The sequence below is a fragment of the Bacteroides sp. L008 genome (genome assembly GCF_040812255.1).
Lineage (GTDB): Bacteria > Bacteroidota > Bacteroidia > Bacteroidales > Bacteroidaceae > Bacteroides > Bacteroides vicugnae.
The window spans coordinates 1,266,337-1,291,657 of record NZ_JBFNXO010000001.1 but is presented as its reverse complement, the minus strand read 5'-3'; the positions used below and the strand labels follow the sequence as shown (position 1 = coordinate 1,291,657).

Sequence of the window (25,321 nt, the reverse complement as noted above, 5' to 3'; positions counted from 1 at the left end):
TAAAGAGTAATTATTATGAATAAATATATACTATGTGTAAGCGTTAGTTTTTGTTTGTTGATGTCGTCTTGTCTGAATGACGAATTTCTGGAGGTTTATCCTAAAGGACAGCAAACAGAAGCATCGGTCTTTACTACTTATGACAACTTTAAAACGTATACATGGGGATTGTATAACGTGTTCTTCGGATATACGTATGATACAGGGCAAACGGATGAAATTTTCCGTGGTGATTTTGAATCGGATAACATGATAAAAGGATTGGATGGATATGAAGGTCAGTGGGCATATCGCAAAGCAAAGGCTACGGATGAATCTAAAGATTGGGATTACGATTATATCCGCCGTGTTAATCTGATGCTTGATAATATCGATCATTCGGAAATGAATGAAACCGAGAGGGAGCATTGGAGAAGTGTGGGATATTTCTTCCGTTCTTATAAATACTTTCAGATGCTTTCTAAATTTGGTGATATTCCCTGGGTAGAGCATGCTTTGACAGAGGAAAGTCCCGAGCTTTATGGAAAACGTGATAGTCGTGACCTGGTGGCTTCCAATATTCTGTCTAATTTGAAATATGCGGAAACACATATTGGCAGTAATATCGAAGCGGATGGGAAAAATACAATTAATATGTATGTGGTGAAAGCTCTTATTTCCCGTTTTGCTTTATTTGAAGGAACTTGGAGAAAATATCATGGTTTGTCGGGGGCAGATACTTATCTGGAAGAATGTGCCCGTGCTTCTGAAGAGGTGATTAAGCAATATCCGAATGTGCATCCTAAATATGATGAGTTGTTTAATTCGGAAACACTGGATGGAGTGACAGGTATTATTTTGTATAAGGCTTATGAAACCGGACAGTTGATGCATGGTTTGACCCGTATGGTGCGTACAGGTGAATCTTATATTGAGGCAACGAAAGACGCGGTAGACAGTTATCTCTGTACGGATGGACGACCGGTTAGCACGACGACTAGCCATTATGGGGGTGATAAGAATATGTATGGACAATTCCGTGATCGTGATTACCGGTTGTATTTGACGATCTGTCCTCCATATATGGTGAAGAAAGAAAACGGACCCAGTACGGCTGATTGGAAATATACGGATAATGCACAGGACAGAGAATTTATAGATTTAATGGCTACGATTTCCGGTGAAACTTATCATCGTTTGCCGTCTTCCAACTTTAAAGGATTCACTGTGCAAGGACAACCTCACTTTAAGAATATGAACTGGGGACAGGGCTGGAATGCTTCCCAAATGGGCTTCTGGGTATGGAAATATTATAATACACATACTGTAGCTACCAACGCGAATGGGGTGAATACAACAGATGCCCCGCTGTTCCGTATAGGTGAGGTGATGGTAAATTATGCCGAAGCGATGTGCGAATTGAACAAGTTAGACCAGGCTGCTGCGGATAAGTCTATTAACAAACTTCGGGCAAGAGCTAATGTGGCGAAAATGGTGGTAAATGATATTAATGATGCTTTTGATCCGAAGCGTGATCCTTCCGTTCCTGCTCTCTTGTGGGAAGTGCGTAGGGAGAGACGAGTTGAGTTGATGGGTGAAGGTTTCCGTCTGGATGATTTGCGCAGGTGGAAGAAAGGAGACTATGTTAACAAACAACCGCTAGGTGCTTATGTGACAGGGGCTTCGGCCAAGAATTTGAAAGTAACGGGTGGCACAGGTGCTGATGAAGGATATGTTTATTTCTTTGATACCCCGCTTGGATGGCAGGAACATTATTATCTGTATCCGTTGCCTTTGAAGCAATTGGCTTTAAATACGAATCTGGAACAAAATCCGGTATGGACAAAGTAATTTTAAATTAAAATGATGCACAAGACCTGTAATATTTTAGTATATTGCAGGTCTTGAAAATTTAAGGTAGAAAATGAAAAATAGAATATCAGTAAAATATGCGTTTTTTTGTGGAACAGCTTGCTGCATCTCATCTATATTACGGGCGCAACAGGATGTATCTCGAATGAATGTGCTTTTTATAATGGCTGATGATATGCGTCCCGAACTGGGGTGCTACGGGGTGGATGTAGTGAAAACTCCTAATATGGACCGTTTGGCGGCAAGTGGAGTCTTGTTTCAGAATGCGTATTGTAATATTCCGGTGAGTGGGGCATCCCGGGCTAGTTTATTGACGGGGGTATATCCTCATTATCCCGATCGCTTTATTAGTTTTTCCGCCTATGCCAGCAAAGATTGTCCTGAAGCAATACCTATTTCGGGATGGTTCACCCGGAATGGTTATCATACTATTTCGGACGGCAAGGTGTTTCATCATATCAGCGATCATGCGGATTCGTGGAGCGAGGCTCCTTACCGGAATCATCCGGATGGATATGATGTATATTGGGCGGAATATAATAAATGGGAACTTTGGATGAATTCGGAATCGGGAAAAACGATTAATCCGAAAACGATGAGGGGACCTTTCTGTGAATCTGCTGATGTTCCTGATACTGCCTATGATGATGGGAAACTTGCAAACCGGGCTATTCGTGACTTGAAAAGGATGAAGGAGACCGGCAAACCTTTCTTCTTGGCTTGTGGTTTCTGGAAACCTCATTTGCCGTTCAATGCTCCAAAGAAATATTGGGATTTATATAAACGGGAGGAAATACCTTTGGCTACCAATCGTTTCCGGCCTGAAGGATTACCGGAGCAGGTTCGTAATTCGGGCGAGATATATGCGTATGCACGGGTTACGGATACGAGTGATATTGACTTCCAACGGGAGGTAAAACATGGATATTATGCTTGTTTGAGTTATGTGGATGCACAGATCGGCAAGGTATTGAATGCATTGGATGAACTGGGATTATCGGATAATACAATTGTGGTTTTGTTGGGGGATCATGGCTGGAATCTGGGAGAACATGATTTTATAGGTAAACATAATCTGATGGATACTTCTACTCATGTACCGTTGATTGTCCGTGTGCCGGGAATGAAAAAGGGAAAAACAAAATCGATGGTGGAATTTGTTGATTTGTACCCGACTTTATGTGAACTTTGCAAACTTCCTGTTCCCGCTGAACAGTTAAGCGGACAAAGCTTTGCCGGGGTTTTCAAAAATCTGAAAGCTAAGACGAAAGATGAAGTTTATATTCAGTGGGAAGGAGGAGATAATGCTGTTGACCGGCGTTATAGTTATGCGGAATGGATGAAAGGCGACGTGAAGAAAGCCAGTATGCTGTTTGATCATCAGATTGACAGGAAGGAAAACAAGAACCGGGTAGATGAGAAAAAATATAAGAATAAGGTCGAATCATTATCTTCTTTTATCAGAATAAAGAAGTCATCATTAAAGAAATAATATGAGAACAGTTTTTTTACAGTCCAACCGTTTGGTATCGGTTGTTTTATTTATGCTTTATGGTATGTCGATGTTTGCCCAGCGACAGGATATCTTGTTAAATAACGATTGGAATTTCCGGTTCTCGCATCAGGTACAGAAGGGAACAGAAGTAAGAGTTGATTTGCCTCATACTTGGAATGCACAGGATGCTTTGTCCGGTAAGATAGACTATAAACGGGGAATTGGCAATTATGAGAAGAATTTATTTATTCGTTCCGAATGGAAAGAAAAACGTCTTTTTATTCGTTTCGAAGGAGTGAATAACATTGCGGATGTGTTTGTCAATCGTCGTCATATAGGTGAGCATCGTGGGGGATATGGGGCTTTTATCTTTGAGATCACTGGAAAGGTGGAATATGGAAAAGAAAATTCTATATTGGTACGGGTGAATAATGGTGAACAGTTGGATATTATGCCTTTGGTCGGTGACTTTAATTTTTATGGAGGTATTTATCGGGATGTACATTTGCTGATTACTGATGAGACGTGTATTTCTCCTTTGAATTATGCTTCTCCCGGAGTACGTCTGATACAGGATAGTGTAAGCCATAAATATGCTAAGGTGCGTGCTGTTGTTGATTTATCAAACGGAGATAGTGGTAATCGGGAAGTAGAGCTTAATGTACGCCTGTTAGATGGTCAAAGGGTGGTGAAAGAAGGAACAAAGAAAGTGAATCTTTCTGGAAACGCAGCAATGCAGCAGGAATTTACATTTGAAATCGATCAACCTCATTTATGGAATGGCCGTCAGGACCCTTTCCTTTATCAGGCGGAAGTGACTCTTTCCCGGAATGGTCAGATGGTAGATCGCGTCACACAACCGTTGGGGCTTCGTTTTTACCGGATTGATCCTGATAAAGGTTTTTTCCTGAATGGAAAACACTTGCCTCTTCAAGGCGTTTGCCGTCATCAGGATAGGAGTGAGGTGGGCAATGCATTGCGCCCGCAACACCATGAGGAAGATGCGGCATTGATGTTGGAGATGGGAGTGAATGCTGTTCGTCTGGCGCATTATCCGCAGGCTACTTATTTTTATGATCTGATGGATAAGAATGGTATTATTGTATGGGCTGAAATACCTTTTGTGGGCCCTGGTGGATATAATGATAAGGGGTTTGTGGATTTACCTGCTTTCCGTGCCAACGGAAAGGAACAGCTCAAAGAGCTGATTCGCCAACATTATAATCATCCTTCTATTTGTGTATGGGGGCTATTTAATGAGTTGACGGAGTTGGGAGATAATCCGGTTGAGTACATCAAAGAATTAAATGTGCTGGCACATCAGGAAGATCCTACTCGACTTACGACCTCTGCAAGTAATCAAATGGGAGATTTGAATTTCATAACGGATGCTATTGCCTGGAACCGTTATGATGGATGGTATGGTGGCACTCCCGCTGATTTGGGGACATGGTTGGATCGAATGCATAAGGATCATCCGGAAATATGTATCGCTATCAGTGAATATGGTGCCGGCGCAAGTATTTACCATCAACAAGATTCGTTGGTTAAAACTGTACCAACCAGCTGGTGGCATCCAGAAAACTGGCAGACGTATTATCACATTGAAAACTGGAAAACAATCTCTTCCCGCCCTTATGTATGGGGAAGCTTTGTATGGAATATGTTTGATTTTGGCGCTGCACATCGCACTGAAGGAGACCGTCCCGGAATTAATGATAAAGGTTTGGTTACCTTCGACCGGAAAGTTCGTAAAGATGCTTTCTACTTCTATAAAGCTAACTGGAATGGGGAAGAACCAATGCTTTATTTGACAGGCAAACGTAACACGGCGCGTACACAACGTTTGCAAACAATTATTGCTTTCACGAATCAGTCAGGAGCCGAATTGTTTGTAAACGGTAAGAGTTATGGTAAAGCAACACCGGATTCGTATGCTATTCTGGAATGGAAAAATGTGGAGCTACAACCTGGTGAAAATGAAATAAAGGTTGTCTCCACTAATAAGAAGTTACCTTTGAGCGATAGCTTTCATTGTAGATTGTGATAGGTACAATTGCAGCTAAGAGAAAATCAGGCACGTTCTCTCGTACAAATATACGTAATAATTGGGATTTGAGTGCATTGCGTGCTTCATCTGTTGTCCAGGCATTACAGAATATTTATGGTATAAATCCCAAACGCCTGACAGCTGCCGGTCGAGGTGAATTTAATCCGGTAGCCGGTAATGATACGGCAGAAGGAAAAGCTTGTAACCGCCGGAACGAGATTATTATAACTCCTAAACTGGATCAGTTCATGGATTTGATTGATCAGGCTCCTGATAGTTCTTCATCCGATACAATTGCTAATGAGGATGTGAAAGAGTAGAAAAGACCTTCACTTAGAGATAAAATAAAAGCGATGAATTCAAATTCATCGCTTTTATTTTAAGTGGTTAACATAAGATTTTGTAGGATTTGGACTAAATTATAAAACTCATTTTCTTTACAATAAAGTTTAAACATTAAGTAGCACTACTGTATCTGATTGATAGATGAGGTGGTTCAGAGTTGCGGTCCGAAAACGACAAGTGCTTTGGCAGCGTCATTATCGCAATACTGCTTAAAGTTTTCCCTATACATACCAGCCAATTTCTTTGCTTTTTCTTTCCATTCATTGACATCGGTGTAAGTATTACGAGGGTCGAGAATGTCTTCCGATACATTTTTCAATGCTTTGGGTACATTCAGGTTCATGATAGGAATATGAATCGTATCCACTTCATCAATAGAACCATCGATGATGGAGTCGATGATAGCACGAGTGTCTTTGAGAGAAATTCGTTTACCCGTACCGTTCCAACCAGTATTTACAAGATAGGCCTTCGCACCGTGTTCTTTCATCCGGGCAACGAGTGTTTTTGCATACATGGTGGGATGTAATGTCAGGAAAGCTTCACCAAATGCTGGCGAGAATGATGGTATAGGTTCGGTGATGCCCCGTTCAGTACCTGCCAGTTTGGATGTAAAGCCACTCAGCAAATGATATTGAGCTTGGTTCTCGTCAAGGATAGAAACCGGGGGTAATACGCCAAATGCATCGGCAGACAGGTAAACGATTTTTTTTGCATGACCAGCTTTGGAAGGAAGTACAATCTTATTGATATGATAAATCGGATAAGATACACGTGTATTCTCTGTTCTTGATTTATCAGTGAAGTCTACACTTCCATCAGGACGTACCGTCACATTTTCCAACAGTGCATCCCGACGGATGGCACGCCAGATATCTGGTTCACTCTCTTCGCTCAGGTTAATAACTTTGGCATAGCAACCACCTTCATAATTGAATACACCATTTTCATCCCAGCCATGTTCATCATCTCCAATCAGATAACGTTTCGGGTCGGCAGATAAAGTAGTTTTTCCCGTTCCCGACAAACCGAAGAAAATCACCACATCACCTGCCTCGCCCACATTGGCGGAACAGTGCATTGAGGGAATACCTTGCAGCGGCAGGTAATAGTTTTGCATACAGAACATTCCTTTTTTCATTTCGCCACCATACCATGTGCCGCCAATCACCTGCATACGTTCAGTCAGATTAAAGCAGACGAAAACTTCCGAATTCAAGCCTTGTTCTTTCCAATTCGGGTTAACAGTCTTGGAAGAATTTAATACCACAAAATCCGGTTCGCCATAGTTTTTCAAATCATAAAAAGAGGGGCGCATGAACATATTGGTGACAAAATGTGCTTGCCAGGCCACTTCCATAATGAAACGTACTTTCAGGCGGGTATTCTCATTAGCACCGCAGAAAGTATCTACCACATATAACTTTCTTGAAGAAGAAAGTTGTTTTTGAGATAATGCTTTCAAGTCATTCCATATTTCGGTAGAAACAGGCTTGTTTATTACCCCGTCCCACCAAACAGTATTTTCGGTAATAGCATCTTTCACAATATATTTGTCTTTGGGTGACCGTCCTGTGAACTTACCAGTATTCACGGCTACTGCTCCCGTATCAGTCAGATAACCTTTCTCGAAACCTTCATTAGCTGGATTCATTTCGTCCTGAAACAATTGTTCATACGATGGGTTGTGTACAATCTCAAAATTACCGACAATGCCATACTTGCTTAAATCTACATTTTCCATACTTTCAAATATTAATGATTGATATATAAAATTTATTTCTTCATTCCTGATTTATTTATCGACGGCAAAGTTACAGCCTTTCCAAACGATGTCTTATATTTGCATAATTAATACTTTTAATGATATATATCGGAAATAATAATGGAACTGACGCAGCTTAGATATTTTATCCGACTGGCGGAAGTACTCAATTTTACGGAGGCTTCCAAACAATTATTTATCACCCAAAGTACCCTTTCACAAAGTATCCGTCAAACGGAAAGTGAACTGGGAACACCACTTTTTGAACGTATAGGGAAGAAAGTATATTTGACGGATGCCGGGCAGGCATTCTTACCTTATGCTCGGCAGTCGATTATCGAAACGGAAACGGGTATTCAGAAGCTTCGGGATATGCAGCAAATTTATAAAGGTGAGCTCCGTATTGGTGTGATTTACAGTCTGTGTCCCATGCTGGCGGAAAGCATTGTCCGTTTCTCAAAAGAATATCCCGGTATAAAACTGATACTCACACAGTCCACTTCCATTAATGATATGACTACGATGTTGCATAACAATGAGGTAGACTTTGCCTTGGCATATAAGCTGGATGCATTATCGTCATTGACGGAGAAGATAGATTTATGCCCGGACCCTTTGTGTGTGATTGTTCATCGTCGTTCTCCATTAGCTTCACAGCAGAAAATATCAATACAGGCCTTGACACATTATCCGCTCGCTCTGTTAAAGTCTGGGTCATATACCCGCAATGTGATAGAAAATGTAGCATCTCGAAGCGGGATTAGCCTCCAGCCAATGGCGGAAATAAATGATACTAATCTTTTGCTGCAAATGGTGCGCACTGGAGATTGGATTAGTGTTCTTTCACAGCATAGCGTTGATAATCAGCCTGATTTAAAAGCTGTGCCTTTGAAAGAAAAGGGAGGAGAAATGCACGTATACTTGTTTCAATTGAAAGGTAGGTATAAGAAATTGGTTACACGGAAATTTATTGAGATTATTCAAAAAGTAATGTCCCAAAATAACCTTATTCAGGCTTAGTTGGGAATTATATCTGTTCGGAAATGAATGAAACAGTGCGAAAATGAGTGAAACTGTACGGATTCGGTCATACATAGTGGAAAAATATCTATCATATTTATTCTTTTGATAATTAGAATATTACTAAAATAAATGATAGCATGATAGATAGTTTTTTTATTGTGTAATGTTTAGTTTAAACCCCTATACAATGAATTAGTTCAAATCTGGTACGGAAATGAATGAAACACATTCCCCAACTTTTCAAACGGCCTCCGTTTTCGGGGTGACCCTCCAATTGTTTGCATGAAATTCGAGACTCTTTAGATAAAAAGAAAAGGATTGATAATTCTTGAATTATCAATCCTTTAAGTGATTCCGAAGCGATTCGAACGCTTGACCCACGCCTTAGAAGGGCGTTGCTCTATCCAGCTGAGCTACGGAACCAGCCTTATTTGCGGATGCAAAGGTAGTGCTTTTTATGAAAATTCAAAAACTTTCCGGCATTTTTTTATTCATATATTTCTTTGTGACTATGAATCAGTAGTTTATAATAGAGATGAATTTTGTTTATTTATATGGTTTGGGAGTATTAAATAGAAAAACGCCATTTTTACGAAGAATAACGAACGTTATATAGGTTTCAAAAAGCTCAAAAAAATAAAATAGGGTTGTGTTTTTCTATTATAACTTCTACTTTTGAACGATAAACAACTAAAAAACACATAAAGTTATGAAGAAATTGATTTTTTTATTTGCATTTTGTATTGTAGTGACTAATGTTTTTGCACAAACCGACCCAGAGCAATTGAAAAAAGAAGGAAATGATGCATTTAATGCTAAAAATTATCCTGTAGCGTATGCGAAATTCAGTGAATATTTGAAACAAACGAATAATCAAGATTCTGCAACCGCTTATTATTGTGGTATAGCTGCCGATGCTGTGAAGAAGTATCCGGAAGCTGTGAGTCTTTTTGATATAGCAATTCAAAAGAAGTTCAATATCGGAAATGCTTATGCTCGCAAAGCTTTGGCTTTAGATGCACAAAAGAAGACTGCTGAATATGTAGCTACATTGGAAGAAGGATTGAAAGTAGATCCTAAGAATACAACAATGGTAAAGAATTATAGCCTTCACTATTTGAAAGCAGGACTTGCTGCACAGAAAGCCGGAAAAGCAGAAGAAGCAGAAGACTGTTTTAAGAAAGTAATTCCTTTGGATCACAAGCAGTATAAAACAAATGCATTGTACAGTTTAGGAGTTCTGTGCTATAATGATGGCGCTAATATCCTGAAGAAAGCTGCTCCTTTGGCAAATTCTGATGCAGATAAATATGCTGCAGAAAAAGAAAAAGCTGATGGTAGATTTAAAGAAGCATTAGACTATCTGGAAGAAGCTGCTAAGATCTCTCCGGAAAATGAAAATGTGAAGAAGATGCTTCCTCAAGTAAAAGCTGTTATGAAGTAATTTTACCAATCTTATAAATGATAAAGGGTTGCCGATATGACACGTCGGACAACCCTTTTTTATTGCTATCTTTTTCTAATCTATACTTTTTGTGTACATTTGCTTTTTCTAAACGTAGAAGTATTTTATGCACTTATATAATAAGGAACAGGCTATCAAACGAATGAATCAGTTGGGACAACTTCATCGTCCTTTCATTTTCATTATAAATTATCTACAAGATGTGTCTTATATAGAGGAGGTTGCTGCTGTTGATTCTACTGAAGTTTTGTATAATCTGAATGGATTTACCAATCAGACCATATCAGATGAAGATGACATGGCTACTTACTCTGCAAAAGCAATGCCTTCACTACATTGGCAGCCTTTTGCAGAATCTTTCTTTTCCTATCAACGTTCGTTTAATATCGTGCGACAGAACATCCTGGCAGGAAATAGCTTCCTTACAAATTTGACGTGTCGCACTCCGGTAGAGACCAATCTCACTCTGAAAGATATTTATTTTCGCTCAAAAGCGATTTATAAGTTATGGGTTAAAGACCGTTTTACGGTTTTCTCTCCTGAAATATTTATTAGAATTCATCAGGGAAAAATTAGCTCATATCCGATGAAGGGAACCATTGATGCTTCAATTCCCTCCGCTGCTCAATTATTAATGAATGATCCGAAAGAGACTGCCGAACATGCTACCATTGTAGATCTGATTCGTAATGATTTAAGTATGGTTGCCAGCCGAGTGTCAGTTTCCCGGTATCGGTATATGGATAGGTTACAGACTAATCGGGGAGCCATTTTTCAGACGAGTTCTGAAATTCAGGGTATATTGCCCGAAAATTATCAGGAGCATTTGGGAGATATTATTTTCAGATTACTGCCAGCCGGTTCTATTACCGGTGCTCCAAAGAAAAAGACGATGCAGATTATCCAGGAAGCTGAAACCTACGATAGAGGATTTTATACAGGAGTTATGGGATATTCTGATGGCATTGATTTAGATAGTGCTGTTATGATACGTTTTGTAGAACAGGAAGGGGAAAAGATGTATTTTAAAAGTGGAGGTGGGATTACCTGCCAGAGTGATGTGGAAAGTGAGTATAATGAAATGAAACAGAAAGTATATGTACCCATTTATTGAGACTATCCGGATAGAGGATGGACAGATTTATAATCTTGATTATCACACAGAGCGCTTTAATAAAACCCGTGCAGCTTTTTGGAAAGACTGCACTCCGCTGGATTTACGGGAATTTATATCTCCGCCCACTTTAAATGGAATTCATAAATGCCGGATTGTATATGGAAAAGATGTGGAAGAAGTTACGTATGCGCCTTATCAGATGCGACAGGTTTCTTCTTTGCATTTGGTTGTGTCTGATACCATTGATTATACTTATAAAAGTGCGCATCGGGAAGAACTGAATGCTTTGTACGCTCAAAGAGGAATGGCGGATGATGTTTTAATTGTGAGAAATGGCTATCTGACAGATACCTCTATAGCTAATGTTGCTCTCTATGACGGAGATACTTGGTTCACACCGGCTCATCCGTTACTCCGTGGGACGAAACGAAGCGAATTTCTGGACAGGCAGCTCATTGTTGAGAAAGACATTCCGCAAATATGTTTGAAAGACTATTCCCATATCATGTTATTCAACGCAATGATTGACTGGAAACGCATTATATTGCCTATAAATGAGAAACATTTAATTCTATAAACTATAATTAACTGAAATATACAGAGAACTGCTGAACAAATGTCTCTTTTGTACTGTTATATTTATGTGTTTTTCATAGTATTAGATATAAGATTAATTAAAGAGATTGTACTTCACTTGTGAAAGCTAAAGTACGTCAGAGACAGAAGAGTCTGTTTTTTTGATAAATGTGTTAGAGCATCGGTTTTACCAGGCCGATGCTTTTTTTATGTCCTTTTACCCCCTTTTGTAGTTTATATGAAATAAAATTTGTACGTTTGTAGAGTAATAATAGAAAATGATAAAGATGAACATACCCGTTATCTTTCAGTTTTTAAAAGATCTTTCCGCGAATAATAATCGTGAGTGGTTTAATGAGCATAAGGCAGAATATGAAACAGCCCGTGCCGAGTTCGACAACTTTTTGGCAACAGTGATCGCCCGTATTTCCTTGTTTGATGAAACTATCCGGGGGATTCAGCCCAAAGACTGTACTTATCGTATTTACCGGGATACCCGCTTCTCTGCGGATAAAACACCTTATAAAATACATTTCGGAGGTTATATCAATGCCAAAGGAAAGAAGTCCGATCATTGTGGATATTATGTACACTTGCAGCCGGATGGTTCTATGCTTGCCGGAGGAAGCCTGTGCCTGCCTACCAATATCCTGAAAGCAGTGCGACAATCTATCTATGATAATATCGAAGAGTTTGTTGCGATCGTAGAAGATCCGGAGTTTAAGAAATACTTTCCGGTGATAGGAGAGGATTTTCTGAAAACAGCTCCGAAAGGTTTTCCGAAAGATTTCAAGTACATTGATTATTTGAAATGTAAAGAATATGTTTGCTCTTATAATGTTCCCGATAACTTCTTCACCCGACCGGATATGTTGGAACAGATAGACAAAGTGTTCCGGCAATTCAAACGGTTTGCCGATTTTATAAATTATACAATTGATGATTTTGAATAAATAATGCCTAGAATATAAACTTTAAAATTTAACTTATATGGTAGTAGATACTTTAGAAAATCTGGAGAAATATGCGTCTTTAAACCCTCTGTTTGCACAAGCTATTGAATTCTTGAAGTCTCATGACCTCCAAGCCATGGAAGTTGGTAAGACAGAACTGAAAGGAAAAGATCTGTTGGTGAATATTGCACAAACCAAACCTAAAACAAAAGAGGAAGCCAAACTGGAAACTCATAACGAATTTATTGATATTCAAATCCCATTGTCGGGAACAGAAATAATGGGGTATACTGCTGCTAAAGACTGTGTTCCGGCAGATGCACCTTATAACGCAGAAAAAGATATTACTTTCTTCGAAGGATTAGCAGAAACATACGTTGCCGTGAAACCGGGAATGTTTGCTATCTTTTTCCCGCAAGACGGTCATGCTCCCGGTATCACTCCGGATGGTGTGAAGAAAGTAATTGTAAAAGTAAAAGCATAATCCTAATTCAATTCTGATATGGAAAAGACACTTAATCTCATAAAAAACGATCCCTGGCTGGAACCTTTTGCCGGTGCTATTACCGGGCGTCATCAGTATGTATTAGACAAAGAAGCTGAATTGACGAATAAGGGGAAACAAACCCTTTCAGATTTTGCATCGGGGTATCTTTATTTTGGATTGCATCGCACCGATAAGGGGTGGACTTTCCGTGAATGGGCCCCCAATGCTACTCATATTTATATGGTGGGTACATTTAATAACTGGGAGGAGAAAGCTGCTTATAAGCTGGAAAAACAAAAGAATGGCAATTGGGAAATCAATCTGCCGGCAGATGCCATTCATCATGGCGATCTCTACAAACTGAATGTATATTGGGAAGGCGGACAAGGCGAGCGTATTCCTGCATGGGCTACACGTGTGGTACAGGATGAACAGACTAAAATATTCAGTGCACAAGTCTGGGCTCCGGAGAACCCCTATAAATTCAAGAAGAAAACATTTAAGCCCGACACGAATCCGCTGTTGATTTATGAATGTCATATCGGAATGGCACAGCAGGAGGAAAAAGTGGGCACATATAACGAATTCCGCGAGAAAATACTTCCTCGTATTGCTGAAGAAGGATATAATTGTATCCAGATTATGGCTATTCAGGAACATCCATATTATGGAAGCTTCGGCTATCATGTATCCAGTTTCTTTGCTGCTTCTTCGCGTTTTGGTACCCCCGATGAATTAAAAGCACTGATTGATGCTGCTCATGAGATGGGGATTGCTGTGATTATGGACATCGTTCATTCACATGCAGTGAAGAATGAAGTAGAAGGATTAGGAAACTTTGCCGGTGATCCGAATCAGTATTTTTATCCGGGCGCTCGTCGCGAACATCCGGCTTGGGACTCTCTCTGCTTCGATTATGGCAAGAATGAAGTAATCCACTTCCTGTTGTCAAACTGCAAGTACTGGTTGGAAGAATATAAGTTTGACGGATTCCGTTTTGATGGAGTGACTTCTATGTTATATTACAGCCACGGATTGGGTGAAGCCTTCTGTAACTATGGAGATTATTTCAATGGTCATCAGGATGATAATGCGATTTGTTACCTGACACTGGCTAATGAAGTGATTCATCAGGTAAATCCGAAGGCGATAACCATTGCGGAAGAAGTTTCCGGTATGCCGGGACTGGCTGCCAAAGTGGAAGATGGCGGTTATGGCTTCGATTATCGTATGGCTATGAATATTCCGGACTACTGGATCAAGACAATCAAAGAAAAGATCGATGAAGACTGGAAACCTTCCAGCATGTTCTGGGAAGTAACCAACCGTCGCCAGGATGAAAAGACCATTTCGTATGCAGAAAGTCATGACCAGGCATTGGTAGGAGATAAGACGATTATCTTCCGCCTGATTGATGCTGATATGTACTGGCACATGCAGAAGGGAGACGAAAATTATGTTGTCAACCGTGGTATTGCTTTGCATAAAATGATTCGTTTGCTGACCTCTTCGACTATCAACGGAGGTTATCTGAACTTCATGGGAAATGAATTCGGGCATCCCGAATGGATTGATTTCCCGCGTGAAGGTAACGGATGGTCGTGCAAATATGCCCGCCGCCAATGGGATTTGGTGGACAACAAAAATCTGACCTATCACTATATGGGTGATTTTGATAAAGAAATGCTGAAAGTTATCAAGAGTGTGAAAGATTTCCAGGCAACACCAGTTCAGGAAATATGGCATAATGATGGCGATCAGGTATTGGCATACGAACGTAAGGACCTTATATTTGTCTTTAACTTTAATCCGAAGCAGTCGTTCACTGATTATGGATTCCTGGTAACTCCGGGAGCTTATGAAGTGATACTGAACACGGACGATGTTGCATTTGGAGGAAACGGTTTGGCAGACGACTCTGTCGTGCACTTCACTATTACCGATCCGTTGTACAAGAAGGAAAAGAAAGAGTGGTTGAAACTCTATATTCCTGCCCGTACCGCCGTAGTACTTAGAAAGAAAAAATAATTTTATTTTTAAATCAAGAAGCCCCCGCAGATATTCAATAATATTTGTGGGGGCTTTCTCATTTATTACCCTGTTCTATGATTCAGTTCCTAGTTTTCCAGAAAGGTACTTGGCCCGAGAATGTCATACATATCACTAACGTTGCGCGTTTTGAGCAATACCCCTTGTGGAGTATAGAATAACTGATATTTGATGTCAACATTATCTTGCCCTACCTTAATTACTATAATGGCCTGCCATTTGGGAAACTCCACCATTGTCACATTATCTACCACCCAATTTGCGTATGGCCCGGATACAAAGGCATTATAGACTGTTGGGGTGAGCCGGTCGAGACTGACAAGATCTGTCTGCGTCATCACCCATTGTCCCCGGACGTCAAACCACACATTTTTAGTAAATCCATTCATTGGAAAGTTGGCACAATAATATCCATCGTCTTGTGACCAGGCGACGCCATTTGCTTTGGGATACATTTTCTTGAAAGTTGACTGTACATTGCCGGGAGGGGTATCTCCAAAGGCAGATGTAGATAATAGTAGAAACAATGCGATTGCACAAATCATAAATTTCTTCATAAGCTTTGAGTTTAGAGGATTATTTATCTAACTAAACAGCCTTTGAGAATATTTGTTTGAGTGATGTGCATAAAATAATCCCCCGGTCATTCATAAGTGACCGAGGGATGAAGGGTATACAGGTCTTAGTCTTTTTACTTAAAAAGTAATCTTTAAAATCTTTCCGTTATAGCCTCCTACTGAAACATCCGTGGGTTTATAAGGTAATAGGCTGATTTCTTCTTTAGCCCCCGTCATCAAATCAGTGGCCTGATATGATTCCATTTGAGGAATCTGTAAAAAGTCGAAAGCATGTGAAGGCACATTGATAGCAACATCTACCAGTTGACTGTCGAAATTAATAATGAAAAACAGAATCTCATTTTTATATTTTCGCATAAAAGTATATTGCTTATGCTCATTGAAACGCCATCCGTTTATATTGGCATACATTAAGTCAAAGAATACTCCCTTGCTGATTGCCTGCTCTTTGTTACAAATAGTCAGTACTTTTTGGTAGATAGAGTAGAGGTGCTTATGCTCTTCAGTAAGCATCTTCCCGTCAAATTTGCCTCCGTTGCGCCAGCGTCGTATGGTGTCTACGCTCCAATAATCGAATATGGTAGTCCGTCCGTCCCTTCCGCTGAATCCTTCACTATCCATGCCCAGTTCTCCAAACTCCTGACCGAAGTAGATCATCATAGGATTAGTGTTCATACAGGCGGAAACAATCAGTGCGGGAATTCCTTTACGCGGGTTGCCGGCAAAGAAATTAGAAGCGATGCGCTGTTCGTCGTGGTTCTCAAGAAAGTTGAGCATCTTTTTCTCTATTCCATTCAGGCTTTGCCAACAATGAGTGATAGCAGATGCAGATTCATATCCACAAGCTACATTACGTAATGTATCATACAGCCCTACCTTATCATACAGGTAATCAAACTTGCCGCGGAACAGATAGTTGCGGTATTCACCGGGATTGTAAACCTCTGCGATGAAAAGTATTTCAGGATAAGCCTCTTTTACTTGAGGAATAGCCCATTCCCAGAATTCAACAGGAACCATTTCGGCCATGTCGCAGCGGAAACCGTCAATGTCTTTTGATGCCCAGAAAAGAAGAATGTCCAGCATCTTTATCCAAGTATCCGGAGTCGGGGAGAAGTGGCAGGTACCGCCATTCTGGTAATCCACTCCATAGTTTAATTTCACTGTTTCATACCAGTCGGTGATATTGGGAGTAGCATCAAAACGGTTGTTACCGGTGGCTTTCGCCGGGAATTCCCGGTAAGGCTCTGCTGCACCGTCTTTCATATCGAACTGGGCATGAAGTTCCGCTTGCGGAATATAATAGAAATTATTATATGGGCTGAAAGATTGGCTGGAGTCATCATTAGCTCCCAATTCGGTTGTACCGTCCGGTTGTGCATCCGAATGATATTGGCGTGCTACGTGATTAGGTACAAAATCAATAATCACTTTCAGACCTGTGCGATGTGTGCGATGTACCAGATTCTCAAATTCCTTCATACGTCCTTGCACATCGTTAGCCAAGTCAGGATCTACATCATAATAATCCTTGATAGCATAGGGAGAACCCGCTTTTCCTTTTACAACGGCAGGATGATCCGGTCTGATGTTATAACGGCGATAATCCGTTTGAGTGGCATGCTCAATGATGCCTGTGTACCATATATGCGTAGTACCCAGTTTCTTGATTTCACCAAGTGCTTTGAGTGTGAAATCAGCCATTTTCCCACAGCCATTGGTAGCAATGTCTCCGTTGTAGACACAGTGGTTATTATTATTTCCAAACAGGCGGGTGAATACTTGGTAGATAATTATTTTATTTTCGTCATTCATATAGAGTAGATTATTAATATTCGTATTCATTCTTATTTCTGATGGATAGGAGGTTATTTCCATATTTTCCCCTTTTCTTCCAACAGTTGATTAAGTATTTCGTTAGCCATATTATATCCTTGCTCGAAGATTTCTTCAGCTTTCTCCAGTTCTGTGTTACTGTATCCGTATAGGTTGTATGGTTCGATTAATAAATCGCATTTTTCTCTTTCGGGAAAGGTGTTGGCGCGGAACATGAAATGGAATGAGCGCATAGCAATGCTTACAATATTCATTTTGTAATCCTGTGCCATGATGGGACTTACGTTGACAGCTACCACCTTATCGCAAATCCTGCGCAGGGTAGAGACCGGAAGATTCATCATCAATCCTCCATCCACATAGTTAGTGCCTTCTATGTTGACCGGAGAAAACATGACAGGCATACAGCAGGAAGCTGCGACCCGTTCCGCTATGTTTCCCCGATGAAAGTGAACCATGCGACCGTGATCGAGGTCAGTTGCTGTGATAATCAGGGGAAGTTGTAGCTCTTCCAGTTTTTTTGCTTTTAAGTTAGTCCGGAGAAAATCAATAAATTCACAGAGGTCAAATAATCCCTTCTTGGGGATCACCAATTTGGTTAAATCCTGGAATTTATGTCCGGAGAAATAATCAAGTACTTTGTGTGGCTCGTTGCCGTCGGCATAAAAGACACCTGCAAGTGCTCCTGCACTTACTCCAGAGATGATTTCCGGTTTAATATCATGTTCCAGAAGAGCTTGCATGACTCCCAAATGGGCAAATCCTTTAATAAATCCTCCGCTTAGTGCATAGCCAATCTGATATTTCCGGCTATTCCAGTTATTTGTGAATACCTCCATGAATTGCTTTCTTTAGTTCGCCACGAATTTAGTGAATTTATTGAGAGTAGGAGGAATATAATGGATAGTTTTTTTTTAAATCCATACCATCTGTCTTATTCACATTTGAAATAAACCGGCATAGAACATAAAATACGGATGGAAACTCTGCTCCGGCACCATGCCGGTCAGAATCCGAAATCGTCTATCTCAACTTTGTGCTCTTCGCTTTCTTTAAATGGCTTTGCTTCTTTTTGTACAGGATTTCCTTCGATATAGATGGCGCGGAATGGACGGGCGGGGCAAACATATTCACATCCTCCACAACCTACACATATTTCTTGATTTACATGAGGAATTGTCAATCCGTCCTTATACGGCACCATCGCCACTGCTTGCGTGGGACAGTGTTCGGAGCAGGCTCCGCAACTGGTTCCATCAGTATAAACAATGCAATTTTCCTTGATGAAAACAACATATCCCATTTGTGTAAGATGTTTTTGCTCTACACTTATGGGAAGAATTGCTCCATTGGGACAGACATCTCCACAGACAGTACAGTCAAAGTTACAAAATCCTTTCTCAAAGCTAACAGTGGGTTGCATCATGCCTGCCAAGCCATATTCCATGAAAGCCGGTTTCAAGATATGAGAAGGGCATTTGCTGACACAAAGATGACAGGATGTACATTGCTGTTGGAAGTGTCCCCGACTGATAGACCCCGGAGGAGTGATCGGATTCTCCTTTTTGTATGCCTTCTTACCTTCCAGACTTGCTACAGATTCCTTGGCCTGGGAGATGAGTTTGGGGGTTGCTCCGGCAGTAACAAGACCGGCGACCAAAAAACGGCGTTTGGATGAATCCAAATCCGGTGATGATGGTGCAGGAGTTTCTACATCAGACTGTTTTTTGAAAGAAGGGGCGTAGACTAATGCTTTTTGTTTGCATGCTCCCAGACAGTTGAAACAATCTACACAACGGCTATAATCAATAGCGTGTTCTTTGCTATTGATGCAAGCTGCTTTGCATTTGGTGGCACAAAGCCCGCATCCATTACATTTGGCAGTATCAATACGGACTTTGAATAATGAAAATCGACTCAATAATCCCAATATTGTTCCTACGGGACAAATCGTATTGCACCATGTCCGTCCATGTTTCCATGCCATTACAAAGATGATTGCAAGAGTAATAATAGCGATGAGAAGGGAAGAAATGCTCAAGATGGAGGTGTCTACCTGATAAAATGTATAATTGTCAAATCTGGCAAAGAGTGATTCCAGCAGATTATTCCCCAGCATATAGATAGGTTTGAATATGTGCACTACTACACGTCCATACGCACTGTATGGATCGAGCAAACCAACAATAAATGTAAATCCGCATAGAAACCCGATCACTGTCAGTCCGAGCACACCCCAGCGCAATTTGTTTTTTGCAGGACTGTAACTATATCTTTTTTTCTTTTTTCCCGTTGCTTTGGAAATTCGTGCAATCACATCCTGCAAGATACCCATAGGGCAGATTGTAGAACAATATACACGCCCGAATAAAAGCGTTAACACAATGAGAAGTAATAAGATACCTATACTTAGTGAAAGCAAAGCTGGAACAAATTGCAAATGTGCCAGCCGATGGAAACTGTTCGGTAATATTTCTGCGAAATCGAGAAAAAAGAAAGAAATCAGCACAAATAAAAGTGCTGATATTCCAATACGTAGCCTTCTTAACATGGTTGTTTTACATCTTAATTCGCTTGACATTCAATTTGTCAATGTTCATGGTTCCTATTTTCAATGCTTCCCCATTGGCGAGATGTCCTACTGTATCCAGTGGCATCTCACGTACTTGATTGAAGAACTTGGCAGCAGCCGTATCCACGGCTACAATATCCGGTGAGATAAACAATCCTTTTGCCAGTACAACATCGGATGCAGAACGTCCCCGGGGACCGTTTGTTTTCATGATCCGGTAGGCGTCTACTACGTTGAGTACAGCTTTCTTCTGTAATGTACAGATATCTGCGATGCATTGTTGCAAATCGTTCTGGTGGAAGAATCCGCGATCCCACACAATCCCCATGTGATTTTTCATGGAGATAGTCAGATTCGCACCTCCGTGATTCTTCAGAATAGGAACATTGATCCATACATCACAATCCAGAATCGCTTCGTGCACTTTGGCTTTCTTCATCTTTTTGCCTTTCGGCAGATCGATTGGTTTGTAATACGATTCCAGATGTGCAGGCATTACTTTGGCTCCGGCTTTTTTGGCAGCAGCTTCAATACCACTGTTTTTGTAGCATTTCTGCCAATCGTCACAAGTATGGTCGAACACGACCACTTCTTTAGCTCCGGCGGAAAAACATTGTCTGACGATTTCTTCAATCAGTTTCGGATTCGTATTTCCCGCCAGTTCCGGCACTTTGTCCCAACCGATATTAGGTTTTACAACCACTTTCTGTCCCGGTTTGACGAATTGCTTCATACCCCCCAGTTCGCTTATGGCACGGCGGAACATCTCTTCGGGTTCTCCACCCATAACGGCCACCAGATCAGGATTGCTTCCGTTTGCTTTATTGATTGTTTGAGTTAACACCTCCATAGCCTCTGAACGTTGTATAGTCAGGGCGGCTCCGGTGATAGCTACTGTTTTTAAAAAGTCCCTTCTGTCCATCTTTCTATATTAGTTTAGAGTTTTGCAATTGCTTTCAGGAGGGCGTATCCGCCGAACCATTGCAGTAACATTCCCGGAATACCGATACGGAAGTCCTGTACTGCTTCGTAGAAACTTCCGACGATGGCCCATTCAAATGCAGTGCCTATGACCTGATAAGTGAGTACGACACCAAGAATGGCCAGTAATGAAACCGATTTTATAGTACGTGCTGCAAGAGCTGAAGCTCCGGCGAGTAAGGACGATTTGATTAATAGGATGGGAAGTACCGCCTCCGAGGGCATGGCAAACAATAAATGATTGATGACTGGTGAAAGGATAGCAGTCAATAATCCTACAAGAAAACCATATTTATAAGCCGCAATCAGCGTGAAAAAGTAAATAGGTAACAGGGTAGGACCACCATAAGGTATAAGATGGCATAATTGTGGAAGTGCAATGTTACCCACTACGAACAGTAAGGCGAACAGGTAGGTTTTCACATTGCTGTGTTTCAGCGAATAGAGTTTGGCGGATGTTTCCATTTTCGTTGATACTTTAATGTTGAATAGAACGATAATATATTAATAATAAGACTTTTCTCCTGATAAAAGGTTTAATCTGATTGGTATATTATTTTAATCCCGTAGGAAAAGAATTCATTCCCCCGTAGATAACCATAGTTTCCCCGTATGCAAACTGTTGCCTTATGGGAAACTTCCAAAGACAAGCAGGACTACCCATTCATCCTTTCCTTAATCTTTCCCCATGCATGTGTATCAAATAGACAGCTTTTCCGCATTGTCTCATACATCTCTTTAAATCTGGACATAGGTATGGTATAGCTTAGTTTGTCAGCTTCGAAATGAGGGCGAACCGATGGGTCGAAGAAACCGAGGAAAGTACGTTTGCCTCCTTTACGATTCTCTATCGTGGCTTGTGTCACTACGGCACTACAGCCGGAACCAAAGGTAGAAACGACGCAATCTTCTGCGTTATTATCGTAAAAAGCCCAAGTGGTTAATCCCGAAAGCATATCCGGATTTGCCAGAAATACAACTCCTTCCATCTCTTCAAGACTTTCTACCTTATCTATACGTGCAAAATGAAGATACTTTTTTTCTGTTCGGGGAACTCTGATTTGCTGTATAAAGTCGATGACCATTTCGGGAGTCTGTTTGTATTTCTCTTTGAGTGAAACGAAAGTCGGCACATGTTCCGGCATTTCGGTGAAACCAGTATAGAATTTACCGCCGCCACAGCCGATGTTTTCGGCATTCAGGCTGATAATACCACCATCTCTTGCCGTCTTCATACCTTTAAAGAAGCAACCGTTTATCTTTTCTGTCTCTCCTTTTTGCTCATCCGAGTACCAGAAAACAAGAGGCAATTCAGCTTTTTCTCCGAATGCCTCTTTGAAATTTTGAATAAAAGTTTGGATATCCATAAGCTTATCAATTTTAGTTCTGTTGCACGTCTTTCTACAAAGTTAGAATAAAAAAGGATAAGCGCAAGTGATTTATCTTCGTTTTCAATAATAATTACTTATATTTGTCCGGAATGAAATAAGAAGAACCGATATGAAATATTTGTTAATGTGTGCAGGCTTACTTTTCACAGTCTTTCAGTCATGGGGACAGGAGAGGCTTGCAGATAGAATCGCTCCTCCGTCAGGATATGTCAGAGAGACCTGCCCTGCTAATTCGTTTACAACTTATTTGCGCAATTTGCCAATGCTGCCTAAAGGCAGTAAAGTGTTACTCTACAATGGAAAAGAGAAAGCCAATCAGGCAGCTGCATTTGCAGTCGTAGATATGGAGATAGGCAACCGCGATTTGCAGCAGTGTGCCGATGCCTCCTGGCACAAAGCTATATGCCCGCCCAACAAATTCATATCCTGGTCAATCCAACCAGCCGCGACCTTTCTCCCTGGTATGAGCTGACGGAAACGGATACAGGGAAACTATACACTCCGGAATGGATTTTTGAGAAGAAAGACCTAAAGCGTTTTAAATAGGAGAATAGACGTAAATGCAACATAACAAAGAAATAATTAAATCTTTTCTTACTTAATTTTCTATCTTTTCATTATCTTTGGCATTCAACAAACCGTTTTAATCATACAACAACGAAAAACAACCGATTATGAATTATGATTTATCAATGAATGCTAACCAGTTGGTGGCATTCCTTCAAAAACCAACTTCAGAGTTTACAAAAGCTGACATTATCTCATTTATCCAGCAAAAAGATATCCGCATGGTTAATTTTATGTATCCGGCGGGAGACGGGCGTTTGAAAACTCTGAACTTTGTCATCAACAATCAAGCTTATTTGGAAGCTATTCTCACATGTGGAGAACGGGTAGACGGTTCCAGCCTTTTCTCATTTATAGAAGCGGGCAGTAGTGACCTTTATGTGATTCCCCGTTTTTGCACTGCATTCGTTGATCCGTTTGCCGAGATTCCGACGCTGTCCATGCTTTGCTCTTTCTTCAATAAAGACGGCGAACCACTTGAAAGTGCACCAGAACATACTCTTTACAAAGCAAGCAAGACTTTTACAGAAGTTACCGGAATGGAATTTCAGGCAATGGGCGAATTGGAATATTATGTAATAGCCCCGGACACCGGTATGTTTCAGGCAACCGACCAACGTGGTTATCATGAATCGGGTCCTTATGCTAAATTCAATGAATTCCGTACTCAATGTATGTCTTACATCGCACAGACAGGCGGACAAATAAAGTATGGACACTCTGAAGTCGGTAATTTCACGCTGGATGGTTATATCTATGAGCAGAATGAAATAGAATTCCTGCCGGTTCCTGTATCGCAGGCAGCAGATCAATTAATGATTGCCAAATGGGTGATTCGTAACCTGGGATTTAGATATGGATACAATGTAACCTTTGCTCCAAAAATTACGGCAGGTAAAGCCGGTTCGGGCTTGCATGTCCACATGCGTATCATGAAAGATGGAAAGAACCAGATGCTGAAAGACGGTGTTTTGTCGGATACAGCACGCAAGGCAATTGCCGGAATGATGGTACTTGCTCCGTCAATTACTGCTTTCGGAAATACCAATCCTACTTCTTACTTCCGTCTCGTTCCTCATCAGGAAGCACCTACCAATGTTTGTTGGGGAGACCGTAACCGCTCTGTATTAGTGCGCGTACCTCTGGGATGGGCTGCAAAAACAGATATGTGTACATTGGCAAACCCATTGGAAGCTGAAAGTCATTTTGACACCAGTCAGAAGCAGACGGTAGAAATGCGCTCTCCGGATGGTTCGGCAGATTTATATCAATTATTGGCTGGTTTGGCTGTTGCCTGTCGTTATGGTTTTGAGATTGAAAATGCGCTGGATATTGCTGAAAAAACTTATGTAAATGTGAATATCCATCAGAAAGAGAATGAAGATAAACTGAAATCACTGGCGCAACTGCCGGATAGCTGTGAAGCTTCTGCCGATTGCTTGCAACAACAACGGGCAATCTTTGAGCAATATAACGTGTTTAGTCCGGCAATGATTGACGGTATCATCCGCAGACTTCGCAGTTACGAAGATAAAACGTTGCGTGCGGATCTGGAAGGAAAGCCGATGGAAATGCTGGATTTAGTAAATAAGTATTTCCATTGTGGATGATTGAAAGACGATGGTGTGTCGGCGAAATGTGCAGGGTGTTCAGAATATAATTTTGATTGCCAGTGGTAAATCGGCATATTTTCCCCAATTATTGCCGTCACTTTCTACACAATTCCACACTAGTTCTACAATATAATAAATGAGTGTATCTTGTATTTGATTGATTACTAATGATGTATGCTCATTCTGGAACTTTGGTACCTCTTTTGCTACCTATTAAGTGTAAGAAACAAGTTAATAATGATTTAGTAGTTCACACTTAAAAAAATTACGATTATGAAAAAGGTATTAGTAGCAGTAGCATTGGTGATGGGATTGGGTAGCTCTGTAGCATTTGCACAGGAAGTTAGTAACGCTACAACTGTAGAAACTAACGTACAGGCTCCACAGGATGAGTTTACAAAGATTGATGTTAAAGAACTGCCGGAGGCAGTAGTACAGGCGATCGCTAAAAATTATGAAGGTGCTGCCATTACGGAAGCTTATGTCGCTGAAAAAGAAAGCGGTAAGATTTATAAGGTAGTCCTTACTACGGAAGATGTTCAGGTACTGACAGTGCTGATGAACGAAAAAGGTGAAGAAGTAAAAGAATAAAATAAAACTTCGAATG

General features: G+C 40.7%; 20 protein-coding genes, 1 tRNA gene and 2 pseudogenes. 14 read left to right on the top strand and 9 right to left on the bottom strand.

Annotated elements, in window-relative coordinates; translation table 11 throughout:
• Positions 1 to 15 precede the first annotated feature (15 nt).
• The 4 genes and pseudogenes from AB3G73_RS05240 to AB3G73_RS05225 all read left to right on the top strand — a co-directional run.
• Positions 16 to 1,830: a RagB/SusD family nutrient uptake outer membrane protein gene (locus AB3G73_RS05240; RefSeq protein WP_195650660.1), complete on the top strand. Its 1,815-nt coding sequence runs from the start codon at positions 16 to 18 to the stop codon at positions 1,828 to 1,830.
• A gap of 73 nt (positions 1,831 to 1,903) precedes the next feature.
• Complete coding sequence (locus AB3G73_RS05235) at positions 1,904 to 3,343, top strand: sulfatase (RefSeq protein ID WP_367743358.1); 1,440 nt, start codon at positions 1,904 to 1,906, stop codon at positions 3,341 to 3,343.
• Position 3,344: 1 nt separating this feature from the next.
• The gene (locus AB3G73_RS05230) at positions 3,345 to 5,393 is read left to right on the top strand and encodes a glycoside hydrolase family 2 TIM barrel-domain containing protein (RefSeq protein WP_367743355.1); all 2,049 of its coding nucleotides are present in this window, start codon (positions 3,345 to 3,347) and stop codon (positions 5,391 to 5,393) included.
• Positions 5,394 to 5,431: 38 nt separating this feature from the next.
• A pseudogene (locus tag AB3G73_RS05225) lies at positions 5,432 to 5,716 on the top strand (flagellar motor protein MotB); the annotation flags it as partial.
• A gap of 176 nt (positions 5,717 to 5,892) precedes the next feature.
• Here AB3G73_RS05225 and pckA read toward each other — a convergent pair.
• A complete protein-coding gene (pckA, locus tag AB3G73_RS05220; protein ID WP_367743353.1) occupies positions 5,893 to 7,485 on the bottom strand; it encodes a phosphoenolpyruvate carboxykinase (ATP) in 1,593 nt (530 codons plus the stop codon).
• Between the two features lie 141 nt (positions 7,486 to 7,626).
• Here pckA and AB3G73_RS05215 point away from each other — a divergent pair, with 141 nt between their 5' ends.
• Positions 7,627 to 8,526, top strand: a complete 900-nt coding sequence (locus tag AB3G73_RS05215; protein WP_148367375.1) for a LysR family transcriptional regulator — start codon at positions 7,627 to 7,629, stop codon at positions 8,524 to 8,526.
• Between the two features lie 352 nt (positions 8,527 to 8,878).
• Here AB3G73_RS05215 and AB3G73_RS05210 read toward each other — a convergent pair.
• Positions 8,879 to 8,952: transfer RNA gene (locus tag AB3G73_RS05210), tRNA-Arg, on the bottom strand.
• 286 nt (positions 8,953 to 9,238) lie between these two features.
• Here AB3G73_RS05210 and AB3G73_RS05205 point away from each other — a divergent pair.
• From AB3G73_RS05205 to AB3G73_RS05180, 6 genes are all read left to right on the top strand, one after another.
• Complete coding sequence (locus AB3G73_RS05205; RefSeq protein ID WP_148366614.1) at positions 9,239 to 9,973, top strand: hypothetical protein; 735 nt, start codon at positions 9,239 to 9,241, stop codon at positions 9,971 to 9,973.
• Between the two features lie 127 nt (positions 9,974 to 10,100).
• Positions 10,101 to 11,108 carry an aminodeoxychorismate synthase component I gene (locus tag AB3G73_RS05200; RefSeq protein ID WP_217722888.1) on the top strand — a complete coding sequence of 336 codons (1,008 nt, stop codon included), beginning with the start codon at positions 10,101 to 10,103 and terminating at the stop codon, positions 11,106 to 11,108.
• On the top strand, positions 11,092 to 11,688 hold the full coding sequence (locus AB3G73_RS05195) for an aminotransferase class IV family protein (RefSeq protein WP_234133956.1): 597 nt from the start codon (positions 11,092 to 11,094) through the stop codon (positions 11,686 to 11,688). The genes AB3G73_RS05200 and AB3G73_RS05195 overlap by 17 nt, the downstream gene beginning before the upstream one ends.
• Positions 11,689 to 11,965: 277 nt before the next feature.
• Positions 11,966 to 12,640, top strand: a complete 675-nt coding sequence (locus AB3G73_RS05190) for a DUF2461 domain-containing protein (RefSeq protein WP_004295842.1) — start codon at positions 11,966 to 11,968, stop codon at positions 12,638 to 12,640.
• 37 nt (positions 12,641 to 12,677) lie between these two features.
• Complete coding sequence (locus AB3G73_RS05185; RefSeq protein ID WP_004295843.1) at positions 12,678 to 13,124, top strand: YhcH/YjgK/YiaL family protein; 447 nt, start codon at positions 12,678 to 12,680, stop codon at positions 13,122 to 13,124.
• A gap of 18 nt (positions 13,125 to 13,142) precedes the next feature.
• The gene (locus tag AB3G73_RS05180) at positions 13,143 to 15,155 is read left to right on the top strand and encodes an alpha amylase C-terminal domain-containing protein (protein ID WP_148366617.1); all 2,013 of its coding nucleotides are present in this window, start codon (positions 13,143 to 13,145) and stop codon (positions 15,153 to 15,155) included.
• Between the two features lie 89 nt (positions 15,156 to 15,244).
• Here AB3G73_RS05180 and AB3G73_RS05175 read toward each other — a convergent pair whose 3' ends face one another.
• The 7 genes from AB3G73_RS05175 to AB3G73_RS05145 all read right to left on the bottom strand — a co-directional run bounded on the left by AB3G73_RS05175 (position 15,245) and on the right by AB3G73_RS05145 (position 22,510).
• On the bottom strand, positions 15,245 to 15,733 hold the full coding sequence (locus tag AB3G73_RS05175; RefSeq protein WP_148366618.1) for a PepSY-like domain-containing protein: 489 nt from the start codon (positions 15,731 to 15,733) through the stop codon (positions 15,245 to 15,247).
• 138 nt (positions 15,734 to 15,871) lie between these two features.
• On the bottom strand, positions 15,872 to 17,569 hold the full coding sequence (locus AB3G73_RS05170) for an alpha-amylase family protein (protein WP_217722890.1): 1,698 nt from the start codon (positions 17,567 to 17,569) through the stop codon (positions 15,872 to 15,874).
• 53 nt (positions 17,570 to 17,622) lie between these two features.
• Entirely contained in the window at positions 17,623 to 18,429 is an 807-nt protein-coding gene (locus tag AB3G73_RS05165; protein ID WP_148366619.1) for a patatin-like phospholipase family protein, read from the bottom strand.
• Positions 18,430 to 18,596: 167 nt separating this feature from the next.
• A complete protein-coding gene (locus AB3G73_RS05160) occupies positions 18,597 to 20,141 on the bottom strand; it encodes a 4Fe-4S dicluster domain-containing protein (RefSeq protein WP_367743338.1) in 1,545 nt (514 codons plus the stop codon).
• A 7-nt stretch (positions 20,142 to 20,148) separates the two neighbouring features.
• Positions 20,149 to 21,084 carry a DUF362 domain-containing protein gene (locus AB3G73_RS05155; RefSeq protein WP_148366621.1) on the bottom strand — a complete coding sequence of 312 codons (936 nt, stop codon included), beginning with the start codon at positions 21,082 to 21,084 and terminating at the stop codon, positions 20,149 to 20,151.
• A 14-nt stretch (positions 21,085 to 21,098) separates the two neighbouring features.
• Positions 21,099 to 21,608: an ECF transporter S component gene (locus AB3G73_RS05150; RefSeq protein WP_217722885.1), complete on the bottom strand. Its 510-nt coding sequence runs from the start codon at positions 21,606 to 21,608 to the stop codon at positions 21,099 to 21,101.
• Between the two features lie 191 nt (positions 21,609 to 21,799).
• Positions 21,800 to 22,510: a DUF169 domain-containing protein gene (locus AB3G73_RS05145; protein WP_148366623.1), complete on the bottom strand. Its 711-nt coding sequence runs from the start codon at positions 22,508 to 22,510 to the stop codon at positions 21,800 to 21,802.
• Positions 22,511 to 22,643: 133 nt separating this feature from the next.
• Between AB3G73_RS05145 and AB3G73_RS05140 the strand changes: the two are divergent.
• From AB3G73_RS05140 to AB3G73_RS05130, 3 genes and pseudogenes are all read left to right on the top strand, one after another.
• Positions 22,644 to 23,080 (top strand): annotated as a pseudogene (locus tag AB3G73_RS05140) (DUF4846 domain-containing protein).
• Between the two features lie 128 nt (positions 23,081 to 23,208).
• Complete coding sequence (locus tag AB3G73_RS05135) at positions 23,209 to 24,711, top strand: glutamine synthetase family protein (RefSeq protein ID WP_367743335.1); 1,503 nt, start codon at positions 23,209 to 23,211, stop codon at positions 24,709 to 24,711.
• A 276-nt stretch (positions 24,712 to 24,987) separates the two neighbouring features.
• Complete coding sequence (locus AB3G73_RS05130) at positions 24,988 to 25,305, top strand: hypothetical protein (protein ID WP_148366625.1); 318 nt, start codon at positions 24,988 to 24,990, stop codon at positions 25,303 to 25,305.
• Positions 25,306 to 25,321: the final 16 nt, after the last annotated feature.

Excerpts from the sequence above, each read along its gene's own strand:
- AB3G73_RS05235 (WP_367743358.1), top strand. The coding sequence starts at position 1,904 with ATGAAAAATAGAATATCAGTAAAATATGCGTTTTTTTGTGGAACAGCT.
- AB3G73_RS05190 (WP_004295842.1), top strand. The coding sequence starts at position 11,966 with ATGATAAAGATGAACATACCCGTTATCTTTCAGTTTTTAAAAGATCTT.
- AB3G73_RS05165 (WP_148366619.1), bottom strand. The coding sequence starts at position 18,429 with ATGGAGGTATTCACAAATAACTGGAATAGCCGGAAATATCAGATTGGC.
- AB3G73_RS05180 (WP_148366617.1), top strand. The coding sequence starts at position 13,143 with ATGGAAAAGACACTTAATCTCATAAAAAACGATCCCTGGCTGGAACCT.
- AB3G73_RS05160 (WP_367743338.1), bottom strand. The coding sequence starts at position 20,141 with ATGTTAAGAAGGCTACGTATTGGAATATCAGCACTTTTATTTGTGCTG.
- AB3G73_RS05240 (WP_195650660.1), top strand. The coding sequence starts at position 16 with ATGAATAAATATATACTATGTGTAAGCGTTAGTTTTTGTTTGTTGATG.
- AB3G73_RS05230 (WP_367743355.1), top strand. The coding sequence starts at position 3,345 with ATGAGAACAGTTTTTTTACAGTCCAACCGTTTGGTATCGGTTGTTTTA.
- pckA (WP_367743353.1), bottom strand. The coding sequence starts at position 7,485 with ATGGAAAATGTAGATTTAAGCAAGTATGGCATTGTCGGTAATTTTGAG.
- AB3G73_RS05130 (WP_148366625.1), top strand. The coding sequence starts at position 24,988 with ATGAAAAAGGTATTAGTAGCAGTAGCATTGGTGATGGGATTGGGTAGC.
- AB3G73_RS05200 (WP_217722888.1), top strand. The coding sequence starts at position 10,101 with ATGCACTTATATAATAAGGAACAGGCTATCAAACGAATGAATCAGTTG.
- AB3G73_RS05150 (WP_217722885.1), bottom strand. The coding sequence starts at position 21,608 with ATGGAAACATCCGCCAAACTCTATTCGCTGAAACACAGCAATGTGAAA.
- AB3G73_RS05175 (WP_148366618.1), bottom strand. The coding sequence starts at position 15,733 with ATGAAGAAATTTATGATTTGTGCAATCGCATTGTTTCTACTATTATCT.
- AB3G73_RS05205 (WP_148366614.1), top strand. The coding sequence starts at position 9,239 with ATGAAGAAATTGATTTTTTTATTTGCATTTTGTATTGTAGTGACTAAT.
- AB3G73_RS05215 (WP_148367375.1), top strand. The coding sequence starts at position 7,627 with ATGGAACTGACGCAGCTTAGATATTTTATCCGACTGGCGGAAGTACTC.
- AB3G73_RS05135 (WP_367743335.1), top strand. The coding sequence starts at position 23,209 with ATGAATTATGATTTATCAATGAATGCTAACCAGTTGGTGGCATTCCTT.
- AB3G73_RS05185 (WP_004295843.1), top strand. The coding sequence starts at position 12,678 with ATGGTAGTAGATACTTTAGAAAATCTGGAGAAATATGCGTCTTTAAAC.
- AB3G73_RS05195 (WP_234133956.1), top strand. The coding sequence starts at position 11,092 with ATGTACCCATTTATTGAGACTATCCGGATAGAGGATGGACAGATTTAT.
- AB3G73_RS05155 (WP_148366621.1), bottom strand. The coding sequence starts at position 21,084 with ATGGACAGAAGGGACTTTTTAAAAACAGTAGCTATCACCGGAGCCGCC.
- AB3G73_RS05145 (WP_148366623.1), bottom strand. The coding sequence starts at position 22,510 with ATGGATATCCAAACTTTTATTCAAAATTTCAAAGAGGCATTCGGAGAA.
- AB3G73_RS05170 (WP_217722890.1), bottom strand. The coding sequence starts at position 17,569 with ATGAATGACGAAAATAAAATAATTATCTACCAAGTATTCACCCGCCTG.